Below are 12,421 nucleotides of genomic sequence, written 5' to 3'. Positions count from 1 at the left end.
CGACCCTGCTCTCGCTTGAATGAGGCGTAAGTCTAAAGATCGCGGGGGGTAGCGGCAACAGAGGAAAGCTTTTCGCGGATGAATCCGCCCCCCATGCACATCCCGTGGGAGCGAATTCATTCGCGAAAGAAACGTCAGATCAGCATGCGCAGAACCTGCGGCATCATGCTCATGGCTGCCAGGTTGTTGATGACCAGCATGTCCAGCAGCTTGAGGGCGAGGAAGGCAAAGATCGGCGAAAGGTCCAGGCCGCCGAGATTGGGCAGGAACTTGCGGAACGGTGCCAGTGCCGGCTCACAGATCTGGTTGACCAGTTCTGCACCAGGGTTGTGACTGCCCGGTGCGACCCAGGACAGGATCACGCTGATGATCAGGGCAAAGAAGAATATCTTCAGGAACAGCGCCGTCACGCCAATGATTGCCCAGATCAGCAGGTGCAGTGGATCACCGGTGGTGCCATAGCTCAGCAGCAGCGTCAGGGCCATGAGGATCAGTTGCACGAGGATTGCCAGTACCAGCGACGACATGTCCAGGCCGAACACGCTCGGAATGACCCGGCGCAGAGGTTTGAGCAATGGCTGCGTTGCTTTTACAGTGAACTGGCTCAACGGGTTATAGAAGTTCGCCCGCACCAGTTGCAGCACGAAACGCAAGAGGATGATCAACAGATAAAGACTGCCAATGGTTTGCAAGACGTAAATTGCAGCGGTGTTCAATCCAATCATCGATCTGCTCCAGAAAGGCCTAGAAAATTATTTGCCCAGTAGTTCGGCCAGCTCTGCCGAACGATTATCGGCGGCACTGAGGGCCGTTTCTACCAGCGCTTCAAAACCGCCTGCCTGGAATGCCTTGATGGCGGCTTCCGTGGTGCCGGCAGGCGATGTCACACGGCGACGCAATTCCGCGGCATCCACATCGCTGCCGGTTGCCATCAGTGCGGCGCCCAGAGCGGTTTGCAGAGTGAGCTTTTTGGCGACGTCTTCGGGCAGGCCCAGCTTTACGCCCGCCGCAGTCATCGCTTCGATCATCAGGAAGAAATACGCCGGGCCGCTGCCTGAAACAGCAGTCACGGCATCCAGTTGTTTCTCTTCATCCAGCCAGACCGCGATACCCACGGCCGACAGCAATTGTTCGGCCTGTTCGCGCTGGGCGGCGCTTACCTTGTCGGTGGCGTACAGACCGCTGACGCCCTGGCGCAGCAAGGCCGGAGTGTTGGGCATGCAGCGCACGATAGGCGACTCGCCCAGCCACTGGGTCATGCTGGCGCAGGTGATACCGGCCGCAATCGAGACGATCAGTTGATGGGGCTTCAGGCTTGGGCGCAGCGCTTCGCAGACGGCTTTCATCATTTGCGGCTTTACTGCCAGCAGCACGACATCTGCGCCTTCGATGGCTTCTGCGTTGTCGGCGACCACGGTGATGCCGTGCTCGGTTGCGATGCGCTCGCGGGTTTCGGCGCCCGGATCACTGGCGCGGATCAGCGCCGCTTCCACGCCTTGGGCGCGCAAGCCGCCGATCAGGCTGGCAGCCATGTTTCCGGCGCCGACAAAGGCAATACGAGTCTTGCTCATGAAAAAGGTCCTTGTGCGTGAGTTATGGCTGGCCGTAGTCACGGGCGCCAAAAAGGGCAGTGCCGATCCGCACCCAGGTCGCGCCTTGTGCAATGGCGGCTTCCAGATCGTGGCTCATGCCCATGGAAAGTGTGTCCAGTGGCAGGTTCAGTTGTTCTTGCAGTGTACGTACGGCAGCGAATGCAGCGTTCTGTTCGGCGCTGTCTTCTGTTGGTTCGGGAATCGCCATCAAGCCGCGCAGCTTCAGGCGCGGCAATGCGCTGATGGCGGCCGCCAGCGCTGGCAGATCCTGGGGCGTACAGCCAGACTTGCTCGCCTCGCCGCTGACATTGACCTGAATGCAGATATTGAGCGGTTCAAGGTTGTCAGGTCGTTGTTCGGACAGGCGTTGAGCGATTTTCAGGCGATCCACGGAATGTACCCAGGCGAAGTTCTCGGCGATAGCGCGCGTCTTGTTCGACTGAATGGGGCCGATGAAATGCCAACACAAGGGCAGGTCAGCCAATTCCAGCTGTTTGCCCAGTGCTTCCTGTAGATAATTTTCGCCAAAATCGCGCAGGCCGGCGGCAAAGGCTTCGCGCAGGTCGCTGGCAGGCTTGGTCTTGCTGACCGCCAGCAGGCCGATGGAGGACGGGTTGCGTTGCGCCGCGTGTGCCGCTGCGAGAATTCGTTCTTCGAGCGTTGAAATGTTCGCTGCTATCGTGGACATTGATTTGCGCCAGCAGGGCTAAAGTCTGCGGCATTCTATGTGATTGAGGAGCTGTATGGATATTACCGAGCTGCTGGCTTTCAGTGCCAAACAAGGCGCGTCGGACTTACACCTCTCTGCGGGCCTGCCGCCGATGATCCGTGTTGACGGCGATGTGCGGCGGATCAACCTGCCGCCGCTGGATGCCAAGGAGGTCAAGGCGCTGATCTACGACATCATGAACGACAAGCAGCGTCAGGTTTTCGAGGAGTCTCTGGAAACCGACTTTTCGTTCGAGGTGCCGGGGATTGCACGCTTTCGGGTCAACGCTTTCAACCAGAACCGTGGCCCAGGCGCGGTATTCCGGACCATTCCCTCAAAGATCCTGAGCATGGAAGATCTTGGGATGGGGGAAGTGTTTCGCAAGATTACCGATGTGCCTCGTGGCCTGATCCTGGTGACCGGACCGACCGGTTCGGGCAAGTCGACGACCCTGGCGGCAATGATCGACTACCTGAACTGCAACAAGCACCACCATATCCTGACCATCGAAGACCCCATTGAATTCGTCCACGAGTCCAAGAAGTGTCTGGTCAACCAGCGTGAAGTGCATCGCGATACGCTGGGCTTCTCCGAGGCTCTGCGCTCGGCCCTGCGTGAAGACCCTGACGTGATTCTGGTGGGTGAGCTGCGTGACCTTGAAACCATTCGCCTGGCACTGACTGCGGCTGAAACCGGTCACCTGGTATTTGGCACTTTGCACACGACTTCGGCCGCCAAGACCATCGACCGGATCGTCGACGTATTCCCCGCACAGGAAAAGTCCATGATCCGCTCCATGCTTTCCGAATCGCTGCATGCAGTGGTGTCGCAGTCATTGCTCAAGAAGGTCGGCGGCGGCCGTGTGGCGGCTCATGAAATCATGATGGGGACCCCTGCGATCCGTAACCTGATCCGCGAAGACAAGGTGGCGCAGATGTACTCGGCCATCCAGACCAGCGGCTCGGTGGGCATGCAGACGCTGGACATGTGTCTGGCTGATCTGCTGAAGAAGGGGGTGATCACCCGCGAGAGTGCGCGCGAGCGGGCCAAGGTGCCCGACAACTTCTAGGGAAGCCGGCCTGCCGGTGAGGCAGGCCTTTGCCTCATCGCTGGGCGACGTGCAGGGGCGTGGTCTGTTTAGGCAGCACGCGCTTGGCGATCTTGTAGTGACTGCTCCAGTACGGCTTTTTCAGCGTATCGACAGTCACGGCCTTGCCACGACGCGGGGCGTGGACGAAGCGGTCATTGCCCAGGTAGATGGCTACATGATTGATATTGCGGCTCTTGATGTTGAAGAACAGCAGATCACCCGGCTTCAGATCCTTGCGATCAACCTTCTGACCGTGACCTTCGGCCATGGCATTGGAGGTGCGCGGCAGATCGACTTCCTGCACATCGTTGAAGGCGTATTTCACCAGCCCGCTGCAATCCAGCCCCTTGCCCGGAGTGGTTCCACCCCAGCGATAAGGCGTGCCGACTGCCTGCAAGGCCCGTTTCACGACAGCATTACCTTGCCTGGCATTGACGGTCGGCACGGCCTTGGTGGCCTTGGCTGCTTTGACAGGCCTGGCTGAATTCTTTCGAGGTGCCGGAATCTGAGTGTCGGTGGCACTTTGAAGCTTGAGAGGAATAGAGACTTCCAGAGGGATACTGCGAGGAGTGATGACTGGGGAAAAGTGGTTCTTCGCGGTATAGCCGGTGAAGCTCGCAGGAAGTTGTTGCTCACGGTTGGTGGCGTGGGCGGCCAGAGGCATAAAGAGGCAAATGGTTAGCCATGTCTTGAAAAAAGGACGCATTCGGCAAGGCTCATAGTGGTCAGCGCGCAACTTTATAACAGCTTTTTGACAAAACCCGACCCCATTTGTCGACTCGATCACAGTCGCATCCTTACGTTTTATGCGACACACTCTTTCGGTTTTCCGCTCAATCCCTTTGCTGGCAAGGGGTTGGCTCATCAATCAACGACGTAATGCCATACGTCGGAACGCTTCAATGAAGTCACAAAATTCACACATATTTTTTTCTATCAGACCGAAGAGGTAAGAAATGAACAGCTATCGTCCTGATACTCACAGCAAGCTTTTGGGGTATCTGCTGTGGATTGTCGGCTTTCTGGGGGCTCACCGTTTTTACTACGGCAAGCCGGTGACCGGCACCATCTGGTTCTTCACCTTTGGCTTGTTGGGGATTGGCTGGTTGATCGACCTGTTCCTGATCCCGTCCATGGATCGCGAGGCCGACCTGCGCTTCAATCAGGGCTCGACCGACTACAACGTGGCCTGGCTGCTGCTGACCTTCCTGGGGATTTTCGGCGTACACCGCATGTATCAGGGGAAGTGGATTACCGGGTTGATCTATCTGCTGACAGGCGGAGTGTTTCTGCTGGGCGTGCTGTATGACTTCTGGACAATGAATAACCAGATATCCATCAGGAATGCGCAACGCGGCTGAGGTTCTTCGCGGATAAATCCGCTCCTACCGTGTAGGAGCGAATTCATTCGCGAACCTGGGTCAGGCGCTATAACTGATCCGCCCATCCACCAGCGTGTAACGCACCGCTCCCGGCAGGCAATGGCCGAGGAACGGGCAGTTATCGCCTTTGGACAGCCATTTCTCGCCGGCAACCGTCGAAGCGGCCGGGTCGAACAGCACCAGATCCGCCGCCGAGCCAGCGCTCAGTTGGCCGGCTGGCAGGCGCAAGGCTGCTGCCGGGCCTGAGCTCAGGCGGGCGATCAGTGTTGGCAGGTCGAGCAAGCCATCCTCAACCAGGGTCATTGCCAGCGGCAGCAGCAGTTCGACGCTGCTGATGCCCGGCTCGGTCGCGCCAAACGGTGCCAGCTTGGCGTCGCGTTCGTGCGGTTGGTGATGGCTGGAAATGGCTTGAATCACACCCGATTTCACGGCCTCACGCAGGCCGTCGCGGTCGGCGCGGGTGCGCAGTGGCGGCTGGACGTGATAGAGGCTGGAGAAGTCGATCAGCGCTTCGTCAGTCAGAATCAGTTGATACAAGGCCACGTCGGCAGTGACCGGCAGGCCACGGGCTTGCGCCTGAGCAATCAGGGCTGCGCCGCGGGCACTGGTCAACTGGCTGAAGTGAGCGCGTACGCCGCTTTGCTCCACCAGCAGCAGGTCGCGGGCCAACGCTACGGTTTCCGCTGTTTCCGGGATACCGGCCAGGCCAAGGAAGCTGGCGGTCGGGCCTTCATGGGCCAGGCCGCCTTCAGCCAGGTCGCGATCCTGTGAGTTGAAGATGACCGTCAGGTCGAAAGTGGCTGCATATTCCAGCGCCCGGCAAAGGGTGCGGGTATTGCTGAAGCTGCTCAAGCCATTGCCGAACGCCACACAACCGGCGTCGCGCAGGGCAATCAGTTCTGCCAGTTGCTCGCCTTCCAGCCCTTTGCTCAAGGCGCCGATAGGGAAGACCTTGCTGTATCCGGCCTCGCGGGCGCGGTCCAGGATCAGTTCGGCGACCGCCGAGGTATCGAGTACCGGCTTGGTGCGTGGCGGGCAGCACAGGCTGGTGACGCCGCCTGCCGTTGCGGCGCGTGTTTCGCTGGCGATGGTGCCTTTGCGGCTGTAACCCGGTTCGCGCAGGGAAACATTGAGGTCAACGAGGCCGGGTGCGGCGACAAGGCCGTTGGCATCGATGGTCTGGCTGGGCTCGAAGCCTGCGGGTGCAGCGCCGATGGCGAGGATCTTGCCCGCTTCAAGGTGCAGGTCCGTGACTTTATCCAGCCCGCTGAGCGGGTCGATGACGCGAGCGCCGAGAATGCTGAGCTTCACAGGGCGTTCTCCTGCTCGAATTGTCGTTGTGCGGTTTGTCCGCTCATGGCCATGGAGAGCACGGCCATGCGCACGGCGATCCCGTAGGTCACTTGATTGAGAATGACGGAGTGCGCGCCGTCGGCGACTGCCGATTCGATTTCCACGCCCCGGTTGATCGGGCCAGGGTGCATGACGATGGCATCAGGCTTGGCTCCCGCCAGACGTGCAGTGGTCAGGCCGAACAGGCGATAGAACTCGCCTTCGCTGGGCAGCAGGCCGCCAGTCATGCGCTCGCGTTGCAGGCGCAGCATGATGACCACGTCTACATCCTTCAGGCCTTCAGCCAGATCGGTATAGACCTTGACGCCGTATTGCTCGATGCCCACGGGCAACAGGGTTTTTGGTCCGATGACGCGGATGTCCGGGCAACCCAGTGCCTTGAGGGCCAGCATGTTGGAGCGTGCCACTCGCGAGTGCAGGATGTCGCCGACGATGGCTACCGACAGATTCTCGAAACTGCCCTTGTGGCGTCGGATCGTCAGCATGTCGAGCATGCCTTGGGTCGGGTGCGCGTGACGGCCGTCGCCGCCGTTGATGATCGCCACTTCCGGGCACACGTGCTCGGCAATGAAGTGCGCTGCGCCGGAGTCGGCATGACGCACGACAAACATGTCGGCAGCCATGGCTTCCAGATTGCGCAGGGTGTCGAACAGCGTCTCGCCCTTGCTGGTCGAAGAAGTCGAGACGTTGAGGGTAATGACATCGGCCGACAGCCGCTGGGCTGCAAGCTCGAAGGTGGTCCGTGTGCGTGTCGAGTTCTCGAAGAACACGTTGCAGACGGTCTTGCCACGCAACAGCGGGACTTTCTTCACCGCACGGGCGCCGACTTCAAGGAAGGAGTCAGCCGTGTCGAGGATTTCGGTGAGCAGCTCGCGGGGCAAGCCGTCCAGAGACAGAAAATGGCGCAGCTGACCCTGATGATTGAGTTGCAGCGGGCGCTTGGCGTCGAGAGGCGTCATCGCAAGGGACTCTTAAAGGGCTGAAGCGGTGGAAAGGTCTTGAAGCTCGAGCGCCAGCGGCTCGGGGCCGGTCAGCTTGACGCGCTCGTCGGGTGCCAGTGAAAGCGACGCGCCCACCACGTTAGGGCGAATCGGCAGCTCTCCGGCGTCCAGATCCAGCAGGCAGACCAGCGTTACGCTGGCCGGACGTCCGTAGTCGAACAGTTCGTTGAGGGCTGCACGAATGGTGCGGCCGCTCATGAGCACATCATCGATCAGGACCAGATGCTGGCCTTCGATCTCGAAAGGCAGCTCGGATGGACGAACCTGGGGATGAAGGCCGTTCTGGCTGAAGTCATCGCGATAGAACGACACATCCAGCGTCCCGAGCGGCGAATTGTTCTCCAGGGCCTTGAGCAGTGCCTGTGCGACCCATACACCGCCTGTGCGGATGCCAATGAAACGAGGGTCGCTGATGCCACGTTTGCTCAGGTGAGTGCTCAGATCGGTGGCCATCTGACGAATCAGATCGGAGGGATTGGGCAAGCTCATGATTGCTCCTTTAAAGGCCCGAGCACAGCCCATCGGGCGCGCTGCTCAGGCGGAAACTTGAAATCCGGGTATCTCGAAGCTGTTCTGGCTTGAAAAGTCACGCATTCAGCAATTCGGGATTGGCATCGAGCCAGCCTTGCAGCAAGAGCGCGGCGGCGATGGCATCCACAGGGTTGTCGCGATAACTGCCCCGCTGACCGCCACGCGCCATGCGCTCGCCCTTGGCTTCAAAGGTGGTCAGGCGTTCATCGTGGGTGTAGACCGGGATATTGAAGCGGCCATTGAGCTTGCGCGAGAACTTTTCGGCGCGGGCGCTCATTTCGCTGGGCGTACCGTCCATATTCAGCGGCAGGCCGACCACAATGGCATCGGGTTTCCACTCTGTAATCAGGGCTTGAACCTTGTCCCAGTCCGGGACGCCGTTCTGTGCCTTGAGGGTGCAAAGCTCGCGAGCCTGGCCGGTAATGGCCTGGCCGACCGCAATACCGATCTGTTTGGTGCCGTAATCGAAACCCAGAAGCAGGCGCAATGCAGCCATCAGGCGTGACCTGCCTGAGTCGAGAGCAGATTCAGATTGACGCCCAGACGTGCTGCCGCTGCGTCGAGCCGCAACTCACTGTCGGTCTCGAACAGGATGGCAGGGTCGAAAGGGCAGGTCAGCCAGGCATTGGCGGCCATTTCGGCGTCCAGTTGGCCGGCGTCCCAACCGGCATAGCCCAGGGCGATCACATTCTGATCAGGCCCGTAGCCGTCCGCGATGGAAAACAGTACGTCCTGCGAGGTGGACAGCGAGACGCCACCCAGCTCGACAGTCGCCTGAAAGACCTGGCCGCTTGGATGCAGGACAAACCCGCGGTCGGTCTGCACCGGGCCGCCGGAATGAATGGGAATGTGCTGGCAACGCACAGGAGCGGGCAGCTCCGGTCGCAATTGTTCGAGCACATCGGCCAGACTCAGGCTCTGCGGGCGGTTTATCACCAGCCCCATGGCACCATTGGCGTTGTGCTCGACGATATACGTCAAGGTTTGCGCGAAGTTCTGATCATGCATGTGCGGCATGGCAATCAGGAACTGATGCTTGAGATAGCTTGGGGATACGTTTTTCATGAGCCTTAGTGTGGCGCTGCTGGGCAAGCCTGACAACTGTCAGTTATAGCAGCCTTCCAGTTTGTGAAGGAACCATCAGTTGCTCGAAAGCTTGTCGCCCCGTGCGAACTTCCAGGTGCGGATGATTTCCAGGCGATCGATGTCAGCCAGATCGCCGGTGAACGGCGAAAATGGCGCTGCAAGACGCACAATTCGTTGTGCGGCCTGATCCAGCAAAGGATGGCCTGAGGATTCCAGAATCAGCACTTCATACAACGAGCCGTCGTGATTGATAGAGACCAATAGCCGCAGGTTGCCGTAGATCTGCTGGCGGCGCGCCTCTTCCGGGTAGTTCAGGTTGCCGACCCGTTCGACTTTCTTGCGCCAGTCATCCTTGTACCAGGCGCCCTTGTCGCGCATGGTCGAGGCCGCATTGAGGCGATGGATCTTCGGTCGCTTGGCATACAGTTGCTGCTCGGCCGAGAGTTCGGCCTCAAGGCTGGCAATTTCATTGCTCAGTTGCGAACTGTCGAAGGAAGGCGCTTCCTTGGCGGCAGGTTCGGGTTTGACCTCTTCGCGTTTGGCTGTCGTGTGCTGCGGGGAAGGAGCGATGGTGGCGACAGCGGTTTTCGGTGCTTCCTGTTTTTCCACGGGCTTGTTGGCCGGTGGCGGTGTCACCTTGTTGACCTTGGTGTCCTGATAAGGCGCGATTTCCGTGGTCTTGAGCGTTTCGGCCTTGTCCAGGGTGCCGCTGCCTTGCTGGTCGTCCTGAGCCAGGAAGTCCGCCTGTTTGGGTTTTTCCTCGCTTTTGAAGGTGGCGAGAGTAATTTCCAGCGTCTGGGATATCTGCTCGGGTTTTACATAAGTGAAACCCACACCAAGAATCACCGCGGCATGGATCAGCGCGGCGATCATTATGGTGAAGCCCAGACGATCGGCTGGACGCACACCCACTGTCGACAGTTCGAGGGGGAGGTCGTTTCTGGCCATGGATGTCATTGGCGGCTCAGTGTCTCGTTCAAAATCCGTTTCATCATTATTGCTTCGCGAATGAATTCGCTCCTACGGTATGAGCGGATTCATTCGCGAAATGCACTTTTACCGAGCTTGCAGTTTCTTCTCGATCACATCCATCAGCAAGCCGCCGATGTTGGTGCCGAAGGCATTGTCGATTTCTCGGATACAGGTCGGGCTGGTGACGTTGATTTCGGTAAGATGCTCGCCAATCACGTCAAGACCGACGAAGATCAGGCCTTTTTCACGCAGGGTAGGGCCGATCTGCTCAGCGATCCAGCGATCCTTTTCAGTCAGCGGGCGAGCTTCGCCACGACCGCCAGCGGCCAGGTTGCCGCGGGTTTCGCCTGCTGCCGGGATACGCGCCAGGCAGTAAGGCACAGGTTCGCCATCGACCATCAGGATGCGTTTGTCGCCGTCCTTGATGGCGGGCAAATAGCCCTGCGCCATGATTTGCTGGGTGCCGTGGGCGGTCAGGGTTTCCAGAATCACCGACAGGTTCGGGTCGCCTGCGCGATGGCGGAAGATCGACGCGCCGCCCATGCCGTCCAGCGGCTTGAGGATCACGTCGCCGTGCTGCGCGGCGAATTCACGAAGAATGTCCGGGCGACGGCTGACAAGCGTTGGCGGAGTGCATTGCGGGAACAGGGTGGCGAACAGCTTTTCGTTACAGTCACGCAGGCTCTGAGGTTTGTTGACGATCAGCACGCCTGCACGCTCGGCCTGTTCCAGCAGGTAAGTGGTGTAGACGAATTCCATGTCGAATGGCGGGTCCTTGCGCATCAGGATCACGTCCAGATCATCAAGGCCGGTGTCGATTTCGTCCTGCAGTTCGAACCAGTGTGCCGGGTCGGCGAAGACCTTGAGCGGTTTCATCCGGGCGCGCGCCTGGCCAGCGTTCTGGTACAGGTCCTGTTGCTCCATGTAGAACAGCGACCAGCCACGCTCCTGTGCGGCAAGCAGCATGGCCAGCGAGCTGTCCTTTTTATAGGAGATGCGCTCAATGGGGTCCATGACAATCCCTAAGCGAACGCTCATGGGTAATATCCTCTGATCGATAACGGCCATGACGGCCTTGAAATAGGCGTCAGGGTGGCGCTCCGATTGCTTCGGGTCAAGGGGCAGCGCTTTATGGATTGAGTCTGGAGAGTGTGCTAAAAAGGCTCGGCATCCGGTCTTCTGCCCCATGGGTCAGCCAAACGCTACGATCCGGCTCCAGTGCCACGCAGAACACGCAGAAAATCGCTGCGGCGACGGAAGAACACATATGGAACAGTACGCCACAGCATTGAAGGTCATGGTCATCGATGACTCGAAGACCGTTCGCCGTACCGCCGAAACGCTGCTCAAGAACGTCGGTTGTGAAGTCATCACTGCAATAGACGGCTTCGATGCCTTGGCAAAGATCGCCGATAACCATCCTCGAATCATATTCGTCGATATCATGATGCCGCGTCTGGACGGCTATCAGACCTGTGCACTGATCAAGAACAACAGGGCTTTCAAGTCGACTCCAGTCATCATGCTTTCTTCCAAGGACGGGTTGTTCGACAAGGCGAAGGGCCGGATCGTCGGTTCCGACCAGTTTTTGACCAAGCCTTTCAGCAAGGAAGAACTACTGAACGCTATCAAGGCTCACGTGCCTGGCTTCGTTGCGGTAGAACAACAAATATCGTGATGCTCGCGTCTGATCGCGGGCTCGCAACCTGATGGGGAACACCATGGCTCGAATATTGATCGTCGATGACTCGCCGACAGAAATGTACAAACTCACCGGCATGCTGGAAAAACACGGCCATGAGGTGCTGAAGGCTGAAAATGGCGCCGATGGCGTAGCGTTGGCCCGTCAGGAAAAGCCCGATGCCGTGCTGATGGATATCGTCATGCCGGGGCTCAACGGTTTTCAGGCTACGCGCCAGCTGACCAAGGATGCCGACACCAACATGATCCCGGTGATCATGATTACCACCAAGGATCAGGAAACCGACAAGGTCTGGGGCAAGCGCCAGGGCGCCAGGGATTACCTGACCAAGCCGGTGGATGAAGAAACCCTGATGAAAACCCTGAACGCGGTGCTGGCCGGCTGATAGCCGGGCTTTCCATGGTCGAGTCACGTACTGCCTTTGAACTGCTGCTCGATATCGACCAGCGGTGCCGCTCCATGGCGGCCGGCCTCCCTTTGCAGGAAACCCACCAGCAGGACTGGAGCGGTATCGGCTTTCGCATGGGGGAGCAGCGTTTTGTCGCGCCCATGGGCGAAATCGCCGAAATTCTGCATGAACCACGTTATGCGGTGTTGCCCGGCGTAAAGCCCTGGGTGGTCGGGATGGCCAATCTGCGCGGGCGTCTGTTGCCGCTCATGGACCTTTGCGGTTTCTTCGGTTACGAGCTTTCGCCAGTGCGCAAGCAGCGGCGTGTGCTGGTCGTGGAGTATCAGGAAGTGTTCGCAGGCCTGGTGGTGGATGAAGTCTTCGGGATGCAGCATTTCAGTCAATTGAGCCTGATGCCCGAAGTGTTTGGCGTGCCTGACATGGCGGTTGCACCTTTCCTTCGTGGACAATTCCTGCGTGAGCAAGCCTGGCTGGTGTTCAGCCCATGGGCACTGACGCAATCTGCGGATTTCATGGACGTAGCATTTTAAGTGGCAGGTCGGCCCGGCATTGCCGGGTGTGTTTTGTTTCACGAATCGCGGTTGGTCCAGGCGG

General features: G+C 59.0%; 16 protein-coding genes. 5 read left to right on the top strand and 11 right to left on the bottom strand.

Translation table 11 applies throughout. The features are described 5' to 3' along the window. Nucleotides 1–134 precede the first annotated feature (134 nt). The 3 genes from ACODS3_RS05575 to ACODS3_RS05565 are packed head-to-tail and all read right to left on the bottom strand — an operon-like array spanning nt 135 to nt 2,280. Nucleotides 135–725 (bottom strand): YggT family protein, encoded by a 591-nt coding sequence (locus ACODS3_RS05575; protein ID WP_201003869.1) that lies wholly within the window; start codon nt 723–725, stop codon nt 135–137. Between the two features lie 27 nt (nt 726–752). Next, nucleotides 753–1,571, bottom strand: coding sequence for a pyrroline-5-carboxylate reductase (proC, locus tag ACODS3_RS05570; RefSeq protein ID WP_201018878.1), 819 nt, complete (start codon nt 1,569–1,571; stop codon nt 753–755). A 22-nt stretch (nt 1,572–1,593) separates the two neighbouring features. Beyond that, on the bottom strand, nt 1,594–2,280 hold the full coding sequence (locus ACODS3_RS05565; RefSeq protein WP_489033644.1) for a YggS family pyridoxal phosphate-dependent enzyme: 687 nt from the start codon (nt 2,278–2,280) through the stop codon (nt 1,594–1,596). Nucleotides 2,281–2,335: 55 nt separating this feature from the next. On the opposite strand from ACODS3_RS05565, the gene ACODS3_RS05560 reads away from it, so the two are divergent. After that, on the top strand, nt 2,336–3,370 hold the full coding sequence (locus ACODS3_RS05560; RefSeq protein ID WP_201018876.1) for a type IV pilus twitching motility protein PilT: 1,035 nt from the start codon (nt 2,336–2,338) through the stop codon (nt 3,368–3,370). Nucleotides 3,371–3,404: 34 nt separating this feature from the next. Here the strand turns inward: ACODS3_RS05560 and ACODS3_RS05555 are convergent, their stop codons facing one another. Beyond that, nucleotides 3,405–4,097: a C40 family peptidase gene (locus ACODS3_RS05555; protein WP_201018875.1), complete on the bottom strand. Its 693-nt coding sequence runs from the start codon at nt 4,095–4,097 to the stop codon at nt 3,405–3,407. Nucleotides 4,098–4,347: 250 nt separating this feature from the next. On the opposite strand from ACODS3_RS05555, the gene ACODS3_RS05550 reads away from it, so the two are divergent. Further along, the gene (locus ACODS3_RS05550; RefSeq protein ID WP_201003864.1) at nt 4,348–4,752 is read left to right on the top strand and encodes an NINE protein; all 405 of its coding nucleotides are present in this window, start codon (nt 4,348–4,350) and stop codon (nt 4,750–4,752) included. Between the two features lie 60 nt (nt 4,753–4,812). Here the strand turns inward: ACODS3_RS05550 and ACODS3_RS05545 are convergent, their stop codons facing one another. The 7 genes from ACODS3_RS05545 to gshB form a co-directional block, all read right to left on the bottom strand. After that, nucleotides 4,813–6,084, bottom strand: a complete 1,272-nt coding sequence (locus ACODS3_RS05545) for a dihydroorotase (RefSeq protein ID WP_201003863.1) — start codon at nt 6,082–6,084, stop codon at nt 4,813–4,815. Further along, nucleotides 6,081–7,085 (bottom strand): aspartate carbamoyltransferase catalytic subunit, encoded by a 1,005-nt coding sequence (locus tag ACODS3_RS05540; protein ID WP_201018874.1) that lies wholly within the window; start codon nt 7,083–7,085, stop codon nt 6,081–6,083. Before ACODS3_RS05540 ends, ACODS3_RS05545 begins: the two co-directional genes overlap by 4 nt. A gap of 12 nt (nt 7,086–7,097) precedes the next feature. Then, nucleotides 7,098–7,616, bottom strand: a complete 519-nt coding sequence (gene pyrR / locus ACODS3_RS05535) for a bifunctional pyr operon transcriptional regulator/uracil phosphoribosyltransferase PyrR (RefSeq protein WP_201003861.1) — start codon at nt 7,614–7,616, stop codon at nt 7,098–7,100. A 97-nt stretch (nt 7,617–7,713) separates the two neighbouring features. Further along, the gene (ruvX, locus tag ACODS3_RS05530; protein ID WP_201003860.1) at nt 7,714–8,154 is read right to left on the bottom strand and encodes a Holliday junction resolvase RuvX; all 441 of its coding nucleotides are present in this window, start codon (nt 8,152–8,154) and stop codon (nt 7,714–7,716) included. Continuing rightward, nucleotides 8,154–8,723, bottom strand: coding sequence for a YqgE/AlgH family protein (locus ACODS3_RS05525; RefSeq protein WP_201003859.1), 570 nt, complete (start codon nt 8,721–8,723; stop codon nt 8,154–8,156). The genes ruvX and ACODS3_RS05525 overlap by 1 nt, the downstream gene beginning before the upstream one ends. A gap of 75 nt (nt 8,724–8,798) precedes the next feature. Continuing rightward, entirely contained in the window at nt 8,799–9,701 is a 903-nt protein-coding gene (locus ACODS3_RS05520) for an energy transducer TonB (RefSeq protein ID WP_201003857.1), read from the bottom strand. Nucleotides 9,702–9,800: 99 nt separating this feature from the next. Next, the gene (gene gshB / locus ACODS3_RS05515; protein ID WP_201003855.1) at nt 9,801–10,754 is read right to left on the bottom strand and encodes a glutathione synthase; all 954 of its coding nucleotides are present in this window, start codon (nt 10,752–10,754) and stop codon (nt 9,801–9,803) included. Nucleotides 10,755–10,983: 229 nt separating this feature from the next. Here gshB and pilG point away from each other — a divergent pair, with 229 nt between their 5' ends. From pilG to ACODS3_RS05500, 3 genes are read left to right on the top strand one after another with little or no spacing between them, the layout of a single operon-like run. Then, on the top strand, nt 10,984–11,394 hold the full coding sequence (pilG, locus tag ACODS3_RS05510) for a twitching motility response regulator PilG (RefSeq protein WP_025262261.1): 411 nt from the start codon (nt 10,984–10,986) through the stop codon (nt 11,392–11,394). A 43-nt stretch (nt 11,395–11,437) separates the two neighbouring features. Then, entirely contained in the window at nt 11,438–11,803 is a 366-nt protein-coding gene (gene pilH / locus ACODS3_RS05505; RefSeq protein ID WP_002551739.1) for a twitching motility response regulator PilH, read from the top strand. Between the two features lie 14 nt (nt 11,804–11,817). Further along, nucleotides 11,818–12,357: a chemotaxis protein CheW gene (locus tag ACODS3_RS05500; protein ID WP_201003851.1), complete on the top strand. Its 540-nt coding sequence runs from the start codon at nt 11,818–11,820 to the stop codon at nt 12,355–12,357. Nucleotides 12,358–12,421: the final 64 nt, after the last annotated feature.

The organism is Pseudomonas sp. FG43 (genome assembly GCF_057809175.1).
This window is presented reverse-complemented; position numbering and strand designations above follow the sequence as displayed.